The organism is Limimonas halophila (genome assembly GCF_900100655.1).
GTDB classification, from domain to species: domain Bacteria; phylum Pseudomonadota; class Alphaproteobacteria; order Kiloniellales; family Rhodovibrionaceae; genus Limimonas; species Limimonas halophila.
This window is the reverse complement of the sequence record NZ_FNCE01000003.1, coordinates 209,234-229,606: the sequence shown is the minus strand read 5'-3', so window position 1 is coordinate 229,606 and position 20,373 is coordinate 209,234. Positions and strand designations below refer to the sequence as shown.

General features: G+C 67.8%; 17 protein-coding genes. 7 read left to right on the top strand and 10 right to left on the bottom strand.

The window, feature by feature from the left end; all coding sequences use genetic code 11:
- Positions 1–3 precede the first annotated feature (3 nt).
- Genes BLQ43_RS06550 through BLQ43_RS06535 form a run of 4 tightly spaced genes read right to left on the bottom strand, consistent with a single transcriptional unit; the run spans position 4 to position 3,149 of the window.
- Positions 4–807 carry an enoyl-CoA hydratase-related protein gene (locus tag BLQ43_RS06550; RefSeq protein ID WP_090019328.1) on the bottom strand — a complete coding sequence of 268 codons (804 nt, stop codon included), beginning with the start codon at positions 805–807 and terminating at the stop codon, positions 4–6.
- Between the two features lie 3 nt (positions 808–810).
- Positions 811–1,278 carry a thioesterase family protein gene (locus BLQ43_RS06545; protein WP_090019404.1) on the bottom strand — a complete coding sequence of 156 codons (468 nt, stop codon included), beginning with the start codon at positions 1,276–1,278 and terminating at the stop codon, positions 811–813.
- Positions 1,279–1,283: 5 nt separating this feature from the next.
- On the bottom strand, positions 1,284–2,225 hold the full coding sequence (locus BLQ43_RS06540; RefSeq protein WP_090019327.1) for a 3-hydroxyacyl-CoA dehydrogenase NAD-binding domain-containing protein: 942 nt from the start codon (positions 2,223–2,225) through the stop codon (positions 1,284–1,286).
- A 39-nt stretch (positions 2,226–2,264) separates the two neighbouring features.
- Entirely contained in the window at positions 2,265–3,149 is an 885-nt protein-coding gene (locus tag BLQ43_RS06535) for a beta-keto acid cleavage family enzyme (protein ID WP_090019403.1), read from the bottom strand.
- Positions 3,150–3,449: 300 nt separating this feature from the next.
- On the opposite strand from BLQ43_RS06535, the gene BLQ43_RS06530 reads away from it, so the two are divergent.
- Entirely contained in the window at positions 3,450–4,418 is a 969-nt protein-coding gene (locus BLQ43_RS06530; protein ID WP_218119145.1) for a GlxA family transcriptional regulator, read from the top strand.
- A gap of 18 nt (positions 4,419–4,436) precedes the next feature.
- On the opposite strand, the gene BLQ43_RS06525 is transcribed toward BLQ43_RS06530, so the two are convergent.
- Genes BLQ43_RS06525 through BLQ43_RS06515 form a run of 3 tightly spaced genes read right to left on the bottom strand, consistent with a single transcriptional unit; the run spans position 4,437 to position 8,750 of the window.
- Entirely contained in the window at positions 4,437–4,772 is a 336-nt protein-coding gene (locus BLQ43_RS06525; RefSeq protein ID WP_090019326.1) for a hypothetical protein, read from the bottom strand.
- Positions 4,769–6,412, bottom strand: a complete 1,644-nt coding sequence (locus BLQ43_RS06520; protein WP_176758554.1) for a methyltransferase domain-containing protein — start codon at positions 6,410–6,412, stop codon at positions 4,769–4,771. The genes BLQ43_RS06525 and BLQ43_RS06520 overlap by 4 nt, the downstream gene beginning before the upstream one ends.
- Positions 6,413–6,431: 19 nt before the next feature.
- Positions 6,432–8,750, bottom strand: a complete 2,319-nt coding sequence (locus BLQ43_RS06515; protein ID WP_090019324.1) for a tetratricopeptide repeat-containing sulfotransferase family protein — start codon at positions 8,748–8,750, stop codon at positions 6,432–6,434.
- 228 nt (positions 8,751–8,978) lie between these two features.
- Here BLQ43_RS06515 and BLQ43_RS06510 point away from each other — a divergent pair, with 228 nt between their 5' ends.
- From BLQ43_RS06510 to fliS, 6 genes are all read left to right on the top strand, one after another.
- Positions 8,979–9,773: a Stf0 family sulfotransferase gene (locus BLQ43_RS06510; RefSeq protein ID WP_090019323.1), complete on the top strand. Its 795-nt coding sequence runs from the start codon at positions 8,979–8,981 to the stop codon at positions 9,771–9,773.
- A gap of 344 nt (positions 9,774–10,117) precedes the next feature.
- Positions 10,118–11,407, top strand: coding sequence for a flagellin N-terminal helical domain-containing protein (locus tag BLQ43_RS06505; protein ID WP_090019322.1), 1,290 nt, complete (start codon positions 10,118–10,120; stop codon positions 11,405–11,407).
- Between the two features lie 82 nt (positions 11,408–11,489).
- Positions 11,490–12,074, top strand: coding sequence for a 2OG-Fe(II) oxygenase (locus BLQ43_RS06500; RefSeq protein ID WP_090019321.1), 585 nt, complete (start codon positions 11,490–11,492; stop codon positions 12,072–12,074).
- 412 nt (positions 12,075–12,486) lie between these two features.
- Positions 12,487–12,864, top strand: coding sequence for a flagellar protein FlaG (locus BLQ43_RS06490; protein WP_090019319.1), 378 nt, complete (start codon positions 12,487–12,489; stop codon positions 12,862–12,864).
- Between the two features lie 65 nt (positions 12,865–12,929).
- Positions 12,930–15,362, top strand: a complete 2,433-nt coding sequence (gene fliD, locus BLQ43_RS06485) for a flagellar filament capping protein FliD (RefSeq protein WP_090019318.1) — start codon at positions 12,930–12,932, stop codon at positions 15,360–15,362.
- Between the two features lie 41 nt (positions 15,363–15,403).
- Positions 15,404–15,865 carry a flagellar export chaperone FliS gene (gene fliS / locus BLQ43_RS06480; RefSeq protein ID WP_090019317.1) on the top strand — a complete coding sequence of 154 codons (462 nt, stop codon included), beginning with the start codon at positions 15,404–15,406 and terminating at the stop codon, positions 15,863–15,865.
- A gap of 56 nt (positions 15,866–15,921) precedes the next feature.
- Here the strand turns inward: fliS and BLQ43_RS06475 are convergent, their stop codons facing one another.
- The 3 genes from BLQ43_RS06475 to gmd form a co-directional block, all read right to left on the bottom strand.
- The gene (locus BLQ43_RS06475; RefSeq protein WP_090019316.1) at positions 15,922–18,054 is read right to left on the bottom strand and encodes a tetratricopeptide repeat-containing sulfotransferase family protein; all 2,133 of its coding nucleotides are present in this window, start codon (positions 18,052–18,054) and stop codon (positions 15,922–15,924) included.
- A 70-nt stretch (positions 18,055–18,124) separates the two neighbouring features.
- Entirely contained in the window at positions 18,125–19,072 is a 948-nt protein-coding gene (locus tag BLQ43_RS06470) for a GDP-L-fucose synthase family protein (RefSeq protein WP_090019315.1), read from the bottom strand.
- On the bottom strand, positions 19,069–20,157 hold the full coding sequence (gmd, locus tag BLQ43_RS06465) for a GDP-mannose 4,6-dehydratase (RefSeq protein ID WP_090019314.1): 1,089 nt from the start codon (positions 20,155–20,157) through the stop codon (positions 19,069–19,071). Before gmd ends, BLQ43_RS06470 begins: the two co-directional genes overlap by 4 nt.
- Positions 20,158–20,373 lie beyond the last annotated feature (216 nt).

The following is a 20,373-nucleotide window of genomic DNA, read 5'->3' as shown; positions in this document are numbered from 1 at the left end:
GGGTTAAACGCCGCGGAAGTTGGCCGTGCGCTTCTCGGCGAAGGCGGCGACACCTTCCTTGGCATCCTCGCTGAGCAGCACCTTGGGGAAGTTCTTGAGATCGCCGCTGCGCAGCTTGTCGAAGCTCTCGTGCACGGACATGCCGTCGGTCTCGCGCAGGATTTCCTTGATCGCCTGCACCGCCAGCGGCGCGCCCTGGGCAATCGTGCGGGCCCAGCCGCGGGCCGTGGCCATCAGCTCATCCTGCGGCACGACGGCGTTGACCATGCCGTAGTGCATGGCCTCCTGCGCCGGCATGCGGCGGCCCAGCAGCAGCAGCTCGGCGGCGATGCGGTGCGGCAGGTACTTGGGCACGCGCTGAAGGCCGCCGGAATCCGGCACGATGCCGAGCGGCACCTCGGGGAGCCCGAACTCCACGTGCTCGGCACAGACGATCAGGTCGCAGGCGATCGCCAGCTCGAAGCCGCCGCCGAGCGTCAGGCCGTTGAGGGCCGCGATGACGGGCTTGTCGAGGTCCCACAGCTCCGTAATCCCGGCGAAGGAGCCCTGGCCGTAGTCGGTGTGCCACCACAGCCCGACTTCCTCCTCGTCGCCGGCGGCGGCCGCCTTCAGGTCCCAGCCGGCGGAGAACATCTTGTCACCGGCGGCCGTAATGACGGCGCAGCGCAGCTCGGGATCGTCGCGCAGCGTGGCGAAGGCCTCGCCCAGCGCGATCGAAGTCGCGCGGTCGATGGCGTTGACCTTCGGGCGGTCGAGGGTGATTTCCAGCACCCCGTTGTCGCGGGTCGTCTTGACGGCCTCGCTCATGGATCAGGCTCCCTTGGTGCCGGGTGCGACGGGGGCGATGGCGCGGCCCGCCCACTCGGGCGGCGCGGTCGCGCGGTCACGGGCGCGGGCGGCGACGTCCTCGGGGAAGGGGGCGGTGCGCCCCGCGTTCTGGTCGACGTGCAGCGTCATGACCTCCTCGGTGGCGATCTCCTCGCCCCCGGCGTGCATGCTGTGGCAGATGTGCAGGCGCTTGCGGTCCACGCCCGTGACGTGGCTGGTCACGGTCAGCTCGGTGCCCTCGGTGACCTCGCGCAGGTAGCGGACGTGCGCCTCGACGGTGTAGATGCTGCACCCCGTCCGCTCGCGGTAGGCCGGTCCCAGGTCCAGCGCCGCCAGGAGCGCGTCCGTGGCGTGGCTGAAGACGACGACGTAGAACGCCTCGTTCATGTGGCCGTTATAATCGACCCACTCGGGGCGGACGGTGTCGGTGTGCGTGATGGCCGTGCTCATGGTGCTCACACGGCCTCACGGGCCCGCAGCACGGCGATGAGCTTGCGGTCGCGCTCGGCGATCAGCTCGGCGGTGGAGCGCCCGTCCGCCTCGCGCTCGCAGCCCTCGACCATGCGGTCGCGCAGCTCGGTCGTGAGCTCGGGCGCCAGCAGGCGCGTCCAGGGGGACTCCAGCGACGGGCCGAAGTGGTCCAGCATGTGCGCCATGCCGCCCTCGCCGCCGGCGAGGTGGAAGGTCAGGCACGGCCCCATGAAGGCCCAGCGCGGCCCCGGCCCCTCGGTCATGGCTTGGTCGATCTGCTCCACGGTCGCCTCGTTGTTGGCGACCATGTGCAACGCCTCGCGCCAGACGGCTTCCTGCAGGCGGTTGGCCAGGAAGCCGGACAGCTCGACGTCCATCTCGATCACGGACTTGCCGGCGGCCGTATAGAATGCGCTCGCCCACGTCACCGCCTCGGGATCGGTCTTTTGGCCGCCCACGACCTCGACCAGGGGCACGAGGTACGGCGGATTGAAGGGATGGCCGACCACGGTGCGCTCGGGCCGCGCGCACGCGCGCTGCATCTCGCTCATGCCGTAGCCGGAGGTCGAGGACCCGATGATGGTGTCCGCCGGTGCGACCGAGTCCAGGTCGGCGAGCAGGCGCTGCTTCAGGTCCAGGCGCTCGGGGCCGCTCTCCTGCACGAAGGGAACGTCCGCGCAGGCCTCCGCCATGCTGTCGGCGATCCGGAGGCGGTCCGGCGAGGCGCCCTCGGCGAGGCCGAGGTCCTCCAGCGCCGGCCACGCGCCGTCGACGATGCGGCGCAGGCGGTCGCCGGCGTCCGGCGCGGGGTCATAGGCCACGACGTCGTAGCCGCGGCCCAGGAAGTGCGCGGCCCAGCCGCCGCCGATGACGCCGGCGCCGACGACGCCGACGCGCGTCACCTGGTTGGGATCGGGACGTGTCATGCGGTGTATCTCCGGAAAATCACATCAGCGCCGCGACGGTTACGGCTGGCGCAGGTTGAGCATCTCGCGCGTCTGCTGCGGCGAGGCGATGTTGGCGCCCATGTTCTCGACGATGGTGCGCGCCTTCTCGACGAGCTGGCCGTTGGTGGCGAGCACGCCCTTGGACAGGAAGATGTTGTCCTCCAGCCCCACGCGGACGTGGCCGCCCAGCAGCGCGGCCTGCGCCACCATGGGCATTTCGTTGCGGCCGATGCCGAAGCCGGCCCAGTGCGCCCCCTCGGGAACCAGGCGCGCCATGTTCATCATGCTCTGCGGATCGCCGGGCGCGCCCCACGGAATGCCCATGCAGAGCTGGTAGAGCGGCGGGTCGGCGATCAGGCCCTCGTTCACGAGCTGGTTGGCGAACCAGACGTGGCCGGTGTCGAAGCACTCCATCTCCGGCTTGACGCCCAGCTCGCGCACGCGCTTCGCCATGGCGCGCAGAATGTTGGGCGTCTGCACCACGACGTCGCGGCCGTCGCCGAAGTTCATCGTGCCGCAGTCGAGCGTGCACAGCTCGGGCAGGCAGCGCTCGACGTGCGCCAGCCGCGTGTGCGCGTCGACCAGATCGCTGCCCTCGCCCGGCGTGGCCGGGTTGGCGTCGTCGACGACGAGGTCGCTGCCCATGCCGGAGCTGAGGTTGATGACCGCGTCGACGTCGGCGCTGCGCACGCGGTCCACGACCTCATGGAACATCTGCGGGTCGCGGCTCTGCTCGTGCGTCTCCTGATCGCGGACGTGGGCGTGGACGACCGAGGCGCCGGCGCGGGCGGCCTCGATGCAGGCGTCGGCGATGGCGGCCGGCGAGACCGGAACCTTGTCGCTGCGGCCGGTGGTGGCACCCGCGCCCGTGACGGCGCAGGTGAGGATGACGTCCTTGCGCATGGGATGACCCTCCCGCTCGACCATGCTGGTGTCGTGCGCCGTCCCGCTTGCCGGGGATCGTGCGCGCCACCGCCAGCAGGCCGCATGGGTGCCACCCCTGTCTTGTCCGATCTCTCTGGCGAACGCGTCACCGCGGCAAGCCGCGGAAAAATCGTTCAAGCACCTCGGCGGCGACTGCGACAGCACGCCAAGCCGTTGAGCCGCCCGGTGGACCCACGGGCATCAGCTTGCTCTATTTTGCCAAGAAAGGAAAAAGCGGATAAACACGGCAGGAGATCGGACGCGAAAGCGGGGGTGCCCGTGCTGCACGAACGCAACCTGGAACAGCCCCAACGCATCGGCTTCCTGTTGGTGCCGAACTTTTCGATGATGTGCCTGCTCTCGGCCGTGGAGCCCTTGCGCGTGGCCAACCGCTTCGCCGGCGGGGATGCGTACCGCTGGCAGTTCATCTCCGCCACCGGCGGACCGATTCAGGCCAGCAACGGCATGGCGATCATGACGGAGGCCGGCATCGACGACGTGGCGGACGTGCCCGTCGTCGCCGTGGTCGCCAGCGAGGATCCGCTGCGTAACGCCGATCCGCGCATCTATCCCTGGCTGCGCAAGCTGCACCGCCAGGGCCGCGACCTGGGCGCCTTCGACACCGCCCCCTACCTGCTGGCGGAGGCGGGGCTGCTGTCGGGTCGCCACGTGACGCTGCACTGGGAGGTGCTGGACGCCTTCCGCGAGGCCTACCCCGACGTGGACGCCCGCGACGCGCTGTTCGACGTCGACGGCTCCATCTTCACCTGCTCGGGCGGCACGGCCGCGCTGGACCTGATGCTGGACCTGATCAGCCAGCACCACTCCCACGAGTTGGCGGTGAGCGTGTCGGAGCAGTTCATGCACCACGAGGTCCGGCAGGCGGACGTCACCCAGCGCATGCCCGCCGACCGCCGCGCGGGGACGCACAATCGCACGCTGGTGCGCGCGGTTGCAGTGATGGAGCAGAACATCGAAGCGCCCGTGAGCCTGGCGGAGGTGGCGGCGGCCTGCGAGCTAACCAAGCGTCAGCTGGACCGGCTGTTCGCCACGCACATGGGCAAGCCGCCCCTGCGCCACTATCTGGACATCCGGCTGGAGCGGGCGCGCCATCTGCTCAGCCAGACGGACATGCCGGTCTCCGAGATCGGCTTCGCCTGCGGCTTCGGCTCCTCGGCATATTTTTCCCGAGCCTACCGCCGGCGCTACGGCCGCCCGCCGCGGGCCGAGCGGTCGCAGGCCGCGTGAGCCCTCACAACGCCGGCATTACCGGCGCGGCGCGGTTTCCGCGGCCACTTGGAGTTGACCGTAGGTCCGCATGGCGTGGGCCCGCTGGCCGTGATTGGAGAGCTCTTCCTTCACGCTTTCCAGCTCGGCACGCAGCGTCTGATCGAGCTGCTCGTAGGCCGTGAGCACCCGCGCGATGCGCGGCCGGAGCTCCGCCATGCGCGCGGCATCGAGGCCCTCGGCCGCATCGGCGACCGCCTGGACCTGCGCGTCCAGCAGGCTCATGTCGACGGCTTCGCCCTCGCGCGCCCGGCGCTGCACCTCCGCGAGCGCCGAGGCGAGTTGGTCCAGCTCGTGTTCCAGATCCGCCGTCATTGCGCGCCGTCCGCGTCCGCCGTGTTCTCGTGGTCGGTGGCGTGTGCCGGCTCGATGACCCCGTAGGCGAGCAGCGTGGGAACCTGCGCTCGGTCGAAGCGCTCCAACAGCACGGTCAGGTGTTCGTGCGTCAAGTCGCAGGCCTGGATATCCTCGCCGTTGATGCGGGCCGTGCCCGACATTTGCGGCGCGACCGCCGCCACGGTGTCCAGCCTGGCGTCGCGCCCGTGCCGGAGCCACGCATCCAGGAACAGCACCTGGAACGCGCCAAGCCCGGTAACCCGGCCACCGCTCACCGGGCTCACCAGACCGCACGCGCGGTGCTCCTCGGCTGCTTCGCCAAGCAGGCGGCGATTGACGGGGTTGGGCATGGCAATCGCGTGCGGCGCCTCGGCCTCGGGATCCAGGTGTGTGGGCTGCAGCGAAAGCGTGAACTCCCCGGTGGCCAACACCCGGCGGACCGCCGGCACCAGCAGGTCGGGCGTAACCTGGGCCGCCACGTCCAGGTCGCCGATCCGGCGCGAGCTGACCCCCAGGGCGGCGAAGAGCTTGTCGTAGCCGCCGCCGCTCAGCTCGAAGCGCGTGTTGTCCACCCGCGTCAGATACCGCGGCATGCGCTCCGTCGGCCGGTTCGCCGTGACATGAAACACCTTGAACAGGAAATCGCTGGCACCGGCCTCGTCGCGCTGCCCGTCCTTCACCCACACGGCGCGGCGGTTGCCGTCGTTGCGGATGTAGTCGATGAGCAGTTCGCGCAGATCCGGATCCTCGACTTCACGCAGCAGGTTGGCTTGCTGGACCGGAACCGAAACCTCCAGCTCATTCAGCCGCGTGGCCGCGCGCCCCACGTAGCTCAACCCGATGCCCGCCATCTCGTTCGCCATTTCGGTGAAGAAGCGCGGGCGAAAGCCGCTGGCGAGCGCGTTGTGGGCGAAGTGATCCACAGTGTTCGTGGACGTCTTGCGGTTCTGGATGTAGTTGAGCGCCGCCTGCCGCGCCTGGGGATGGTTGCGCAGGTAGCCCATGCCGCCCTGGACCAGCTTTTCCAGGAGGTTGAGCGCGGTGTTCGCGCGCTCGCGGCTGTCCGCGCCCACCTCCGGCGGCACCAGCCCCTGGATCAGGTGCCACAGCGGCCACTGCGAGATCGTCCCCGGCAGCAGCGTGAACTCGACGTAGAACAAACCGCCGGGCTTGAGCGTCGCCCCGACCAGACTCCGCGCGGCCGCAAGCAGATCCTCCTCGAGCCAGGAGTAGATGCCGTTCATGCCGATGAAGTCGAAGGCCGGCAGCTCGGCCGGATCGACGTCGGCGAACGAGGCTTCCAGAAAGCGCACGTTCTCCAGCCCGGCCTCGCGCGCCACGCGCCGCGCGCGCTCGATGTGGCCGGGATTGAAGTCGATGCCGACGAACTCGGAATCCGGATAGATCGACGCCCAGGCGTTCAGCGTCGTGCCGTCGCCGCAGCCCAGATCCATGTAGGTGAAGGGCTGGCACGGGTCCGGCGGCACGAAGCCCTGGCTGGCCGCGGTGTAGGCAATGTTCACGGGGCTTTGCAGATGGATAACGCCGGAGCGGAAGGCGACGTCGCGGGCGTAATAACCGCTTGTCGTCGGTGCGCTGGCGGCGGCCTGCTGTTCCATGAGGCTTCGGTCCCGGCTCTTATTGTTCGGCGACGGCGTCTTCGGGTTGCGGCTGCGCGGCCTGCTCGGCTTCCCTGGCTTCCAGCTTGGCGATCGCATCCGCGACCTCGGGGTCGTCGGGCGCGCAATCACCGAGCGCCCGGAACAGCTCGCCCAGGTACGGCGCGTACGGCTTCCACTTCTTCATCGACTTGGTGTAGATGGGCTGGCGCACCTGCGCGAGCGAGGCGGTCTTCACCGCGCGCTCCTTCTGGTGGAACTGCAGGCAGTTGTCGTCCCAGTCCAGGCCGATGTGGTCCACCAGCTCGCGGCTGACACGCTCCTGGTCCTGAACCAGCTCCTCGTACTGCACCTCGTAGAGCTGCTCGCTGGGCACGACCTGCCGCCAGTGCGCCATGTAGGCGCGGTATTGGCGGTAATGATGGCCCAGATCCGACAGCTCCAGGCTGTAGGGGTGCGGCGCCGCGAAGTTCTGCCGGAAGCAGGACAGGCACACGTCCACCGGATCGCGCATGCAGTGGATGATGCGCGCGTTCGGGAAGAGGATCGCGATCAGCCCCACGAGCGTGAAGTTGTGGGGCATCTTGTCGGTCACGCGCGGCTTCTCGGCGTCGAACTCGTCCAGGTATTCAAGGTACTGGCGCGCCATCGCCGCGAATTCGTCAGCCTTCGCCTCCGGCACCCACAGCGGGTAGTTGCGCTGCTCCTGGGCCCCACGCGGCGTGTGGCGTTGCGTGGCAGCACTCACGAGCTGCGTCATCTTGGCCAGCTCGCCCGCCCCGCACACGTCCGGGTGGCTGGAGAGGATCTGCTCCACGAGCGTGGTGCCGGAACGCGGCATCCCGAGGATGAACACGGGCCGCTCGGACGGATTGCCGTACGCCGCCTGCATCTCGCGGATATAGTCGGCCGTGAAGATCTCCCGGTTCTCGGCGACCACGCGCTCCGTCTGCTCGCGGCTGTAGACGGCGCCTTTCTTCTTCCACTGGATCTGGTTGAGGCCGTTCGCCGCCTTGTAATAGAAGATGGCGCGCTCGGGCGCCTTCACCTTGTCGAAGAGGTTGCCGAGTGTGTAGTTGTAAATCGCCAGCTCGCCAATCGTGATGTTCTCGTGGCTTTCCAGGCGCGCGAGCACCGTGGCGATGTCATCCTCTTCGGTGATGTCTTTCTGCATGTTGTAGAACTGCATCACCGGACCGGGCGCCTTGGGCATGCAGGCCATGGCCTTTTGAATGTAGTCGCGCGCCGCCTCGAAGTCGCCCTCGATCTGGGCGATGGAACTGAGCTGGCCGTAGGCAGGGCCGAAGTTCGGATTGATCTCCAGCGCTTCGCGGCACAACGCCTTCTGACGCTCGGTGTCGCTGTCCACCCAGCCGACGAGGTTGGCGAGCTGAACGCGATACTGGGGAGCCTGCGGCGCCTGCTCCACGCAGTATTCCATAAACCGCACCGCCCAGCGGTAGCGGCGCAGGGCGGACAACGCATGCGCCATCGCGCTGTTGGCCAGCACGGACTCGCGATCCGCACGCAGCGCCCGCCGTGCCGCGTGAAAGGCTTCGGCGTAGCGCTCCGTCGCGAACAGCGCCTGAACCATGTTCGTCAGGCACTGCACCTCGTCGCCGTGCCGCTCGGCTGCGTCCTCGAGCACGGCGACGGAGGCGTGGGGACGCTTGCGCTGAAACAGGAACGCGGCGGTCGTGCGCGCAACGGTCAACCCGTCCTTCTCCCAGGCGTCGGCCTGGTGCAGCACCTCCAGCCCGTCCTGCCAGCGGTCGTCCTCGATCAGCATCGAGGCGAAGTCGGCCCAAACCCGCAGGTTGTCCGGCTTGATCCAGATCGCCTTGGTATAGTGCGAGGCCGCGTTGACGACGTCCCCGTTCTCCCGCAGCAGGTTGGCCATGTTGACGTGGGCCGCGGCGTTTTCGGGGTCGAGCTCCAGCGCCCGCTTCAACTCGCGACCCGCCTTGTCGGGCTTGCCCGCTGACCGGTACACGGCCGCGAGGTTCGTGCGATATTCCAGCTTCGCCGGATTGGCCCGGATCGCGCTGCGGATCTTGGCGACGGCGCTGTCATATTGCTTGCGCTGCCACGCGACCAGCCCCAGAAGGTGCATCGTGTCGCCGTCGCGCGGCCAGCGCTTCCTGGCCGAGGCGAGCAGCTGATCCGCTCGGTCCAATTGACCGGCGTTGTAGGCGCGCAACGCCGCCCCCAGCAGCCGCTGGTGCTGCGTTTCCGCGTCCTGCTGATTGGCGCGAAACACCGGGGAATCCGCAGACGCGGCGCCTTGTTGCGGCGGCCGCGAGTCCTGCCGGAACACAGGGCTGGTCTGCTCGGCCATGGCGCACGATCCTTCTTTCAGCCCGAACTGCTGACCGCAGTCTCACGCAAAAAGCTTGCCAAAAGCTTACCCGGAAGACCTTGCCGCACGGGCGGCCATTTTTGCCCACCCCGCCCGACACTGCGCCCGCCGCCCATCCGCGCACGCTTCGCATTGCGCTTGCATGCACACTCGCCGACATTGGTCTCGACGTAGCGCGGCCAACACGAACGCGGGGTGAAACCACACATGGCGGATCAGCAAGCAGCGGCGTCGGTCAAGCAGCGCAACATCCAACAGCAACTCGACCCCAGCCGGGATTTCGCCGAACCGGGCACACCCGTGAAACGCTACGTGATCTGCTGCACGCACCGCTCCGGCAGCAACCTCTTGAGCGAGGCGCTCTACCGCACCAGCGTCGCGGGCGACCCCATGGAGTACCTGAACCGCGGCTTCCTGCAGGAATACGCCAAGGATCGCGGCTCGTGGAACTTCACCTTCGCCGACCTGATGAGCGACATGCAGGCGCGGCGCACCTCACCCAACGGCGTGTTCGGGCTGAACGTGAAATACGATCAGATGCAGACCATGTTCCGCCGCGTGCCCAACCCGTTCACGCAATTCCTGAAGCAGGCCGATCACGTCGTGTTTCTGTACCGCCAGGACCGGCTGCAGCAGGCGATCTCGACCTGGAAGGGGCAGCAGCGCGACACCTTCAACGTCTACGCGGACGAAGCCGAAACAGCCCCCACGGCCGACGACGATCTAACGTTCGACGGCCCCGCCATCGCCCAGCGCCTGCACCGGGTTCTGGCCATGGAACAGCAATGGCGGGCGCTGTTCGACAGCCTCGGCATCGCGGTTCAACCGCTGACCTACGAAACGCTCACCGCCGACTATGACGCCACGGTGCGCCACATGCTTTCGCAGCTCGGCGTGGATGCGGGCGCGGCCGCGGTTCCGGACCCGCCAACCGTGAAGATGCGCAGCGAGACGGACGCGCGCCTGCGCGAGCAATTCCTCGCCCACATCGGCGCCGGCTGAACCGGCCGACACGCCCCACCCCGTCATTGCCGGCCCTTTTCGTCATTGCCCGCTAGCTGGCCTCCGGCCAGCGACTGCGTGTCCAACCGGGCAATCTGACCCATCGCGTTACCCCCGAGATCACCGGGAAACCCGCACCGGGCGGGATCACCGCGTCCAGCGCGGTGATGACCATAGGGGAAAAGCCGAAACGCTGCGCGCAGCCCCCTCTTGCGTCACCCCTGGCACGGGTGTTGCTATCCCAGTGCGTGCCTCGCCGGCTGCAAGAACGGCGGCCGGAACGCGGGGACAGGACGGCCCCGCGAGGCAAGATGCACCCACGGACATCCAAGTAGGAGGAAACCATGTCCCTCAGCATCGTCTCCAACGCCCCGGCGGCCCAGGCGAACCAGCAGCTCAACCGCCTGAGCGACAGCCTGCAGAACCAGTCGGAGGTGCTGTCCTCCGGCCTGCGCGTCAACGAGGCGCAGGACGACGTCGCCTCCTCCGCCATTTCCTCGCGCCTGGAGGCCGAGGTCTCGGGCCTGGAGCAGGCCAACCGCAACGCCGAGCAGGCGGGTTCCCTGCTGCAGATCGCGGACGGCGCCTTCTCCAACACGGAAAGCCTGCTGCAGCGCGGCCAGCAGCTCGCCGTCCAGGCCGGCTCGGACAACATCTCCGATCCCCAGCGGGAGTTCCTGGATTCCGAGTTCCAGGCGATTCAGGACGAAATCAACCGCCTGGCCGAGGACACCACCTTCTCCGGCAGCCAGCTGGTGAGCGGCAACATTAATGCCACCAACACGAGCGGTGGCACTGTGGTCGGCACCGGTGCCTTCGGTGCCATGGGCGTCACCTTCTCCGGCTCCGATCAGGCCAATCCGACGTTCATGATCAGCTCCGCAATGATCACCGCCAACGCGACCGGGACGTCGCTCACCGGCATCAGCGGCGGCACCGGCACGCTGGCCATGCTGAGTTTCATGGTGACTGGCGTCACCACGGCCGACGGCAACACGACCAACTTCTCCGGCATGCTGACCAACGTGATGGTCCAGGCGGACACGGCCACACCGGCCAACGTGCAGCTGACGATGGCCCAAACCATCATCGCCGGGCCCACCGGCCAGGATGGCATGGGATCGTTCTCCGTGATGCTCGGCACGGGCACGACCATCGCCATGACCGACCTGTCAAGCGCTACGACCGGTGTCGACACCTTGACGGGTGCGACCTTCACGGGGTCGGACACCACGATGCTCAACTTCGCGGTCGGCACGGGGACGGATGCCAACGCCGACCAGATCGAGGTCACGATCGGCTCGATCGACACGCGGTCGCTCGGCATCGACGGGACGAGCCTCGACACCCGGACGAACGCCGAGCAGGCCAACCAGGCCATCGACAACGCGCTGCAAACGCTCAACCAGCGGCGCTCCGAGGTGGCGGCCAGCCAGAACCGCCTGGACGCGGCGCAGGACAACATCTCCTCCGCCATCAACAACCAGAGCGCGGCGAACTCCTCGCTGATCGAGGCCAACGTCGCCCAGGCCAGCACCGAGTTCTCCCAGACCCAGGTGCGCTTCCAGGCGGCGTCCTCGACGCTTACCCAGGCGCAGCAGCTGCCGCAGAACCTGCTGGGTCTCTTCCAGTAAGCCTCGCCTAAAGACAGATGGCCTTTGGGGGCGGATGGCGTGGCCATCCGCCCCTTTTTTCGCCTGAAGAAGGGAGCAGGATATGAACGCAAACTCGGGCCAAGAGGCATTCAATACGCCAAACAAAAACTACAATGACTTGATGACCATCGATGATGTCTTCACGCCCAACGAGTGCGACCATATTATTTCACTCGGCTACGAAAATATTTCGTCTTCCGGCGAAACCAGAGGTGGAAAGTCAGGTATACGGGACTGTTTTGTTGGCGCATTTCCATTCGACGCCGAAACGAAGTATATTTACAATCGAATTCTAAAAGTTGCGAAAAATGTCAACAATCGCTTTTTGGGATTTGACATTCGTGGCATATACAATGCCCAATATATCGAATATAGCCACGAAGGCGCGAAATATGACTGGCACACGGACCATGGACCGGGTCAAAACAGTCTACGCAAGCTGAGCATCGTCATTCAACTCTCGGAGCCCGACGACTATCAGGGTGGGGATCTGGAAGTTTGGTACGGCCCACAACCGAAATCCGCGACCCGCAAGCGTGGGTCCGCGATCATATTTCCGTCCTTCGTTCTTCATCGCGTTACGCCGGTTGATCGCGGTATCCGTCGAAGTCTCGTTACGTGGGTTCTCGGGCCTCCGTGGCGGTAGGCGCCCCCTTTTCGTCATTGTCCCCCAAGCCGTCATTGCCCGCGAAAGCGGGCAATCTGACCCATCAAGGTCACCCCCGATGTCGCCGGGAAACCCGAACCGGGCGAGATCACCGCGTCCAGCGCGGTGATGACCATGGGGGAGAACGCGATAGCCAAAGCGCCCCCACCCGTCATTGCCTCCCCCGACCGGGCAATCTCGCCCACCCATGCCACCGGACACCGATCCGGTGGTCGGTCACCCCCGATGTCACCGGGAAACCCGCACCGGTTCGAAACCAGACCGGCACGCGGCTTGCAAATCAACCTGAGAGAAAGTTACGATGTCTTAACCTTGCAGCGTGCGTCCGCGCCAGCGCACCCTGCCCCTGAACGATTCCCGGCTCATCTGGCGCAGCGGTGGAGTGGCAGCCATGACACCCTTGACAGACGTGCTTTCCCAGGCCCCGCGCGCCGACAGTCAACAGGCCGGCGCGGCCATCAACGACAACCGCGCGGCAAATTCAACCGTCTCGGGCGAACGGCTCCGGGCCGATTTTGCCGAGCGGTCCAGCCGCGGTGACCGCGACCGCTTGGCACGTGAATTGCTTGCAGACCGGGAGCAAGTCGGGGACGACGGCCCCCGGCAGACGTCGGTCACGACGAGGCACGACGACCTGCTGAACACCCTGACTTTCGAGCTGCGCGATGCGGACACGGACGAACTGCTTCGCCAGGTTCCCCCGGAGGAGATGGTTGAGGCCGCGCGCGTCAACCGGGTTCTCGGGATCGTCGTCAATCAACGCGTCTGAGCGCACCCCGGTCGTCCGACCGGGAGCGCCGGCCGCCCACGTCTAGGTAGGACGGAGGTGGCACGATGAGCGACAGTCTCTTCGGCCTCGGCAATCTCATCACCGACAGCGGCCGCGCGCGGTTTTCCGGACCGTCGACCGGCATCCCCACACAGGATCTCGTCGACTCCCTCGTCGAGCCGCAGCAGCAGCGCATCGACCGCATCGAAACACAGGTCGAGGACAACAATTTCAAAATCGATGCGCTGGAAAACCTGCGCAGCCGGTTCGAGGAGCTGCGTTCGGCGGCGGGCCGTTTGAACGGCAGGCGCACGATCGCGGGCTCCAACAGCGCGTTCGCCGAAAAGGCGCTGGGCAACGCCACCACCAGCCGCTTCGACAACCAGCAGCCGTCCGAAGCCGCGGACATCATCGGTGCGCAGCTGACCAATCAAGCCCAGGTGCGCGACCACCAGATCGAGGTGCTTCAGCGCGCCGAGGCGGAACAGCTCGGCAGCAGCATCTTCTCCCGCGCCGACGAAGCGCTCGCGGACGGCGATGACGCCGAGGTCAGCGACGGCAGCTTCAACGGCGCCTTCACGATCGGCACGCAGACGCTGACCTCCACGTCGGTCGGCGACCCGACCGACACGCTGGCCAATCAGAACCTCGCGAGCGGCACGCTCGATCTGACGGTCAACGGCACCACCCGCAGTTTCGATACCTCTACCGCGTCCCTCAACGACGTGGCCGCAGACATCGACGGCAACGTTGCCAATGTCTCGGCACAGGTGAACGGGGACAACCAGTTGGAGCTGTCATCGGACAACGGCGATCCGATCACGCTCTCGGACGGCGGCAGCGAGTTCCTGGAAAACACGGACCTCCAGGGCGCCAGCACGATTTCGACGGCCGACAGCGACTCGCTCAACGACGTCCGCGACAAGATCAACAGCGCCGATGCCGGTGTTACGGCCAGCGTCGTCAACATCTCCGACACGGAAAAGCAGCTCGTCCTGGCCGCCGAGGACACGGGCACGGACAACCGGATCGCGCTGGCGGACACGACCAACAACCCGCTCGAAGATCTCGGTGTCCTCGACGGGAGCGGCAACAAACAAAGCGTCATTCAGGACGCCCAGAACGCCCGCTTCACCGCCGACAACGTGAAAGAGCAGACCACCGCGCAGTCGGAACGGGTCAACGATACCTCGCAGTCGCTCCTGAACCTCGGCCTCGTCGAGGAGAACTCGAACTTCACCTTGTCGGTGACCAACAACGACGGAACCACCGACATCGAGGTGCCTGATGGAAGCGGCAGCATCGATGTCGATGCGACCAGTCTTGAAGACCTCGCAACAGCGATCAACGATCAGACGCCGGCTTCGATCACGGCCGGAACCGTAGACACCAACGGCGACGGTCAGAACGACTCGCTGGAGGTCAATTCCTCCAACGGCAGCCTTTCCTTCAGCGATGGTGGAAGCACCTTTCTGGAGAACACGAATCTCGACGACGAAATCTTCGAGCGTCAAAGCAACACCGTGGACGACGTCTTCCAAGGTGTGACGCTCAACATCCGCCAGGCGGAAGACGGCACCACGGTCAACCTGCCCGTCGAGCGCGATCTCGCTGCCGCGCGGGAAGACATCCAGAGCTTCGTGGACGCCTTCAACTCCGTCCAGCGTTTCGTCAACGCACAGCGCCAGGAGGTGCAGCTCGAAGGGCAATCCGAGGACACCGTCGGCGCTCTGGCCGACGAACGGGTGTTGGACAGCATCCAGCAACGCCTCAACCAGATCAGCTCCGGGGTTGGCCGCAACGTGGACGGCGAATTCAGCACCCTGCGCTCGATTGGCATTCAGGAGCTTCAGGACGACGAAATTGCCGACCCGCTCAACCGGGGCACGCTGACTGTTCGCGACAGCCTGGACGAGAACGACCCGGCCGTGCTGCTTGACACGGCGCTGAGCCAGAACTTTGAGGACGTGCGCAACCTCTTCCAGTTCGATTTCCGGACGAGCAACCCGTCCGCTCAGCTCCTGAACTTCACCGGCAACACGGGCGCGGTCGAAAATTTCGATCTGAATGTGAGCACCGACGGGAACGGCACCATCACGGACGCCGATCTGAACGGCGACGCCAGCTTGGTGGAGATCGCCTCGGACAACTCGGTTCGGGTCACGGACGGCGAAGCACAGGGCCTGTCGGTCTTCTTCAACGAGCCGAACGTCACGAACGAAACCATCAATTTCGACACCGGCGTCGGCATCGGCGCCCAGACCTTCTTCACCGCCCAAAACGCGGCGAGTGAGCGCGACAGCGGGCTGATCCAGAGCACGATCGACAGCCTGGAAAGCCAGAACGAAAACCGGAACGAGCGTCTCGACCGGCTCGAGCGGCAGCTTGATGATCGGCGAGAAACGCTGATCCAGCGCTTCAGCGAGCTGGAAGGCAACATCGCCCAGCTCGGCCAGCAGCAGCAGATCCTGCAGGCCCGCCTCGGCGGTGGCAACTGATCGGGACGGCACGCTGAACCACGTCAACGGGAGCACGTGCGATGTACACCAACGTCGCCCAGACCTACGCCGCCAATCAGGCACAGGGCATGTCGAAGGCCAAGCAGGTCGCGCTGGTCCTCGACCGGGCGATCGCTTCCCTGCGCGACGCCGTGGATGCGATCGAGGCGAACGAAATCGAACGCCGACTGAACAGCGTGCGCTTGGCCCGGAACATCGTGCTCACGCTCAAGGGCGGGCTCGACTTCAACCAGGATGCCGAGTTGGCCCGCAACCTGAACACCGTCTACATGACGTGCCTGGATCGCATGACGTCGATCAACACGAAGAACGACCCGCAGTATGCGCACGAGGTCATCGACCTCCTCAAGCCGTTGCGGGACGCGTGGCACGAGGCTGCCGACCAGCTGCAAAGCGAGGAGAACGGCGCCTCCCAGCCGGCCGCGACCTCCGCCCCGCAGGGCGAGCAGCCGCCGGCCGGCGGGCTGAACCTGGCGACGTAAAGGGCGCCGCGGCCGGTGTCCGTGTCACACCGGCCGCCCCGTGCCGGCCGACCGGTTTAGCCCTGGGCCGGCTCGGCCCCGTACCCATAAAACCGCGCCCACGGCGCCAGCTGCTCATGCACGGGGGCGAGGTGGTCGGCGTACCGCGCCCACCGGCCGCTCGCGCGGGTGTGGACCGGCTGCGTCACCTCCAGGTAGCTCGGCGTTGAAATGCGGCCGCGCTCCCCGGCCGCGCTCGCGTGCTCGCGCAGGCGCTCATCCCAGCCCACGCCGAGGAAATCCAGCAGCGCGGCAACGGTATCCTCGAAGGACTCCACAAGGTCCTCGTAGCGCACGGTCGTCACCGGCAGGTCAAGCACCTCGCGGTACTGCTCCCACAGCCGCATGACGCGGTCGTAAAAGGCGGCCGAGGTGCGCAGATCCAGGAAGTTCGCCATCGCGCCGTTGGGCGCGAAGTCGTTCATGTAGGCGCTCAGCACGCAGTCGAAGGGATGGCGCAGCATGAAAACGACGCGCGCGGTGGGGAAAAGCCGCTGGATCAGCCCCGCGTCCGCCATGTTGAGCGGCAGCTTGTCCACGACCAGCGCGCCGTCGCTGCTGGGCGGCGCCTCGCCGCGCTGCTCGACGAAGTGCGCGTCCAGCTCGGCGAAGTAGACCTCGCGCAGATAGGCGACCGTCTCGTCGTCCAGCTCCGCCAGCGCGTCGGGATAGCCGCCGTCCAGCTCGTCGACGGCGAGCGCCGCCGCGTTCAGCGCCTGGGTTTCGTCCGCCGCGTAAATGTCGGGATGCGCGTCGAGCACGGTGTCCAGCAGCGTCGTGCCGGAGCGCGGAAAGCCCACGAGGAACACCGGATCGGCGCGACCGTCGTCCGCGGTGGCCTCGCTCCAGCTTGCCACCCAGTCGCGCGTGAAGCGCGCGGCGCAGGCGTCCATCCGCGCCAGGAACGGCTTCTCCGACACCCCGCGCGCCTGATAGCGCCCGGCGGCGAGCCGGTTCCCGGCGTCCGCGTGGGCCATGGCCGCATCCGCGTCGTGCAGCCGGTCGCAAATGCCGGCCAGCGCGAAGGCCCGCGCCTCCATAAAGCGCGGGTTGTCGCTCTCGATGCCTTCCAGCCGTTCACGCGCCTCGGCGTCGCGGCCGTCGCGGCGGGCCAGGCGCGCATCCCCCAGCGCGACCCAGGGATCGCCCTCGCCCAGATGCTCGCGCGCGGACGCCAGCGCCTCGCGCAGCTCGTCCAGCCGGTTGCCCTTCTCCAGCACCTCCAGCAGCCCACTGTTGGCGGCGACCGAGCTGGCGTCGTGGCGCAGCGCCGCCCGATGGGCGGCCTCGGCCTCGCCGGGAAAGCCGCGCTCGTTGAGCACGGAGCCCAGGTTCGCCAGCGCGGCGACGAAGCCGGGCCGCTGCGCGACGGCGGTGCGATAGGCCGCCTGGGCGTCGGCCAACTGGCCGTCGCCGTGCAGCGCGCGGCCGAGGTTGTAGTGCAGCAACGCCGATTCAGGCTGGATGTTCAACGCGCGCCGGAAGGTCGCGACCGCGTCCTCGCTGCGGCCCAGGGCGTGCAGCGCGTTGCCGAGGTTGTTGAGCGTTTCCAGGTCGTTGGGCTCGCGCGACAGGGCGGCGTTGTAGGCCTCGACGGCGGCCTCGGTCTGCCCGCTCGCCGCGCGCACGGCGCCCAGCACGGCCCAGCCGCCGGCCTCCGCGGGCCAGCGGTCCGCGATCTCGCGCGCCTTGGCTTCCGCCGCGCCCAGGTCGCCGGCGCGGTAGGCGTCGATCGCGGTGTCGAGTTCCGCCTGAAGGTCGTCGCCCGCGCGGGTGGCGAGCCCACTCGCCCGCCGCAGGAGTTCGTTCAGCCGCTCGTCGTCCGGGCTGAAGCGCTCCAGCGCATCTTCCATCGCCGTTTCCGCCGCGCGCGCCCGGCCGGCGGCCAGCAGCACCTCGCCGTAGGCGAGCCAGCACGGCTTGGCCTCCGGCTTGTGCTCCACGGCGCTGGACAGATGGTTCACGGCGCCGTCCTGATCGCCCTGCTGGAACAGCAGGATGCCGTAGTTGTAGTGCGCCTCGCCGTTTTCGGGCTGCGCGTCCAGCACGGCCCGGTACAGCTCCGCCGCCTCGTCCAGCCGCCCGTCGCCGTGCGCCGCGACCGCCGCCTGCCACGTCTCGGCCCCGCCTGCCTGCGCCTCGTCGCTCATCGTGCCCTCGCAAACCACTGAGCGCGGAACCTATCAAAAAGAGTCAGCGACGCGCCAACCAAGCCTGCGCTCAGCGGGTATCTCCCGCCAGAAAGGCGCGGTAGGTGTCCGCCAGGCCCGCCTCCAGCTCGATCCCCGGCGCCCAGCCGAGCGCCTGGAGCCGCGAGACATCCAGGCGCTTGCGCGGCATCCCGTCCGGCTTGCTCGTATCGAAGCACAGCTCGCCTTCGAAGCCCGTCACCCGCGCGATCGCCCGCGCCAGCTCGGCGATCGGCAGGTCGGCGCCCGTGCCGACGTTGACGGGCCGCGCGCCGTCGGCGTGCGTGAGGACGGTCACGAGCGCGTCGGCACAGTCGTCCACGTGCAGGAACTCGCGGCGCGGCGTGCCCGAGCCCCAGACGGTCACGGCCCGCGCGCCTGCCTGCTTGGCGCGGTGAAAGCGCTGGAGCAGCGCCGGGACCACGTGGCTGTCCGTCTCGTCGAAGGTGTCGCCGGGGCCGTAGAGGTTCGTCGGAATCGCGGTGAGGAAGTCGCAGCCGTGCTCGCGGCGGCAGGTTTCCGCCAGCTTCCAGCCCGCGAGCTTCGCCGTGGCGTAGCCGTCGTTCGTCGGCTCCGGCGCGCCGGTCATGAGCGCGGCCTCGCTGAGCGGCTGCGCCGCCTCGCGCGGGTACATGCACGACGAGCCCAGGAACAGCAGGCGCTCGACGCCGTAGACGCGCGCCGCGTCGATCACGCTCGTGGCGATCGCGAGGTTGTCGTGCAGGAAGGTGGCGGGCCGGCGCTGGTTGGCGGCGATCCCACCGACCCTGGCGGCGGCCAGCACCACGGCGTCGGGCCGCGCGCGGACGAACCAGCGCTCGACCGCCTCGGGCCGGCGCAGGTCCACGCTTTCGCGGGGCGCCGTCACCACCTCGCACGGCTCATGCGCCAGCCGGCGGACCAGGGCGCGGCCGACCATGCCGCGGTGCCCGGCGACGAAGACCCGCTTGCCCTCCAGCGGGTAGCGCGGATCGGTCATGCCGGGATGCCGGGCGAGACGACGGTTTCGACCGGGGGCCGCACGGCAGCGAGATCGGCGCGCACCATCTCCGCGACCAGCTCGGCGAAGGACGTTCGCGGCGCCCAGCCCAGCACGCGCCGCGCCTTGCCGGCGTCGCCGCGCATGCCCTGGGTTTCGCGCGGCCGGAAGAGCGCCGGATCGACCGCCACCAGCACCCGCCCGCTGCGCGGCTCCACGCCGACCTCCTCGACGCCCTCGCCTTCCCAGCGTACCGTCAGCCCCGCCACGTCGAACGCGTGCGCGACGAAGCTGCGAACCGAATGGCTTTCGCCGGTTGCGAGCACGTAGTCGTCCGGCACCGCCTGCTGGAGCATGGACCACATGCCCGCCACAACGTCGCGGGCGTGCGCCCAGTCGCGGCCGGCATCCAGGTTGCCCAGCCGCAGCACCTCGCGCTCACCGTCGGCGATGCGGGCGACGGCGCGCGTGATCTTGCGCGTGACGAAGCTGTCGCCGCGCAAGGGACTTTCGTGGTTGAACGCGATGCCGTTGCTGAGATGGAGACCGTAGGCCTCGCGGTAGGTCACGCCCATCCAGTAGGCGCAGACCTTGGCCGCACCGTAGGGGCTGCACGGACGGAAGCGCGTGGCCTCGTCCTGCGGCGGCGGCGAGGCGCCGAACAGCTCGCTGGTCGAGGCCTGGTAGATGCGGCAGCGATCCGTCAGCCCGATGGTGCGCACCGCCTCCAGCAGGCGCACCACGCCGAGCGCGTCGGTGTTCGCCGTGTCCTCCGGCGCGTCGAAGCTGACGGCGACGTGGCTCTGGGCGGCGAGGTTGTAGATCTCGTCCGGCTGCACCTCGGCGAGCACGCGCATCAGCGAGGCGGTGTCCGTCATGTCGCCGTGGTGCAGGACGTAGCGCCGCTCGCGCCCCGGCGAGCCGTCCACCAGGTGAGCCACCCGGCCCAGGTTGGAGCCCGACGTGCGGCGCACGAAGGCGTGCACGGCATAGCCCTGGGCCAGCAACAGCTCGGCCAGGAACGCGCCGTCCTGCCCCGTCGCGCCCGTGATCAGCGCGCGTTTGCGTCGCGGTCGGTGGATCATGCCGCTCCGGTTGTGTCTCTACACCCAGAAAGAGCATACACGCCATCGTATGCGTGCGCCAAGGCGGCTGCACGCGTCGGCGGCGGGCGCACCGCCGGCGCGGCTTTGGCAAATCGGGCAAAGGGATCGAAGGGGTCTTCGTTCGTCCGGATAAGTCGCGTTCGGGTACCGCTTCCTCGTCTTCGGGAGTATCCGCCGGTTTTGCTGCTGCATCCG

What these genes read in the sequence shown, in the direction of transcription:
- BLQ43_RS06550 (WP_090019328.1), bottom strand. Translation starts at nt 807, where the DNA reads ATGAGCGAGGCCGTCAAGACGACCCGCGACAACGGGGTGCTGGAAATC.
- BLQ43_RS06545 (WP_090019404.1), bottom strand. Translation starts at nt 1,278, where the DNA reads ATGAGCACGGCCATCACGCACACCGACACCGTCCGCCCCGAGTGGGTC.
- BLQ43_RS06540 (WP_090019327.1), bottom strand. Translation starts at nt 2,225, where the DNA reads ATGACACGTCCCGATCCCAACCAGGTGACGCGCGTCGGCGTCGTCGGC.
- BLQ43_RS06535 (WP_090019403.1), bottom strand. Translation starts at nt 3,149, where the DNA reads ATGCGCAAGGACGTCATCCTCACCTGCGCCGTCACGGGCGCGGGTGCC.
- BLQ43_RS06525 (WP_090019326.1), bottom strand. Translation starts at nt 4,772, where the DNA reads ATGACGGCGGATCTGGAACACGAGCTGGACCAACTCGCCTCGGCGCTC.
- BLQ43_RS06520 (WP_176758554.1), bottom strand. Translation starts at nt 6,412, where the DNA reads ATGGAACAGCAGGCCGCCGCCAGCGCACCGACGACAAGCGGTTATTAC.
- BLQ43_RS06515 (WP_090019324.1), bottom strand. Translation starts at nt 8,750, where the DNA reads ATGGCCGAGCAGACCAGCCCTGTGTTCCGGCAGGACTCGCGGCCGCCG.
- BLQ43_RS06510 (WP_090019323.1), top strand. Translation starts at nt 8,979, where the DNA reads ATGGCGGATCAGCAAGCAGCGGCGTCGGTCAAGCAGCGCAACATCCAA.
- BLQ43_RS06505 (WP_090019322.1), top strand. Translation starts at nt 10,118, where the DNA reads ATGTCCCTCAGCATCGTCTCCAACGCCCCGGCGGCCCAGGCGAACCAG.
- BLQ43_RS06500 (WP_090019321.1), top strand. Translation starts at nt 11,490, where the DNA reads ATGAACGCAAACTCGGGCCAAGAGGCATTCAATACGCCAAACAAAAAC.
- BLQ43_RS06490 (WP_090019319.1), top strand. Translation starts at nt 12,487, where the DNA reads ATGACACCCTTGACAGACGTGCTTTCCCAGGCCCCGCGCGCCGACAGT.
- fliD (WP_090019318.1), top strand. Translation starts at nt 12,930, where the DNA reads ATGAGCGACAGTCTCTTCGGCCTCGGCAATCTCATCACCGACAGCGGC.
- fliS (WP_090019317.1), top strand. Translation starts at nt 15,404, where the DNA reads ATGTACACCAACGTCGCCCAGACCTACGCCGCCAATCAGGCACAGGGC.
- BLQ43_RS06475 (WP_090019316.1), bottom strand. Translation starts at nt 18,054, where the DNA reads ATGAGCGACGAGGCGCAGGCAGGCGGGGCCGAGACGTGGCAGGCGGCG.
- BLQ43_RS06470 (WP_090019315.1), bottom strand. Translation starts at nt 19,072, where the DNA reads ATGACCGATCCGCGCTACCCGCTGGAGGGCAAGCGGGTCTTCGTCGCC.
- gmd (WP_090019314.1), bottom strand. Translation starts at nt 20,157, where the DNA reads ATGATCCACCGACCGCGACGCAAACGCGCGCTGATCACGGGCGCGACG.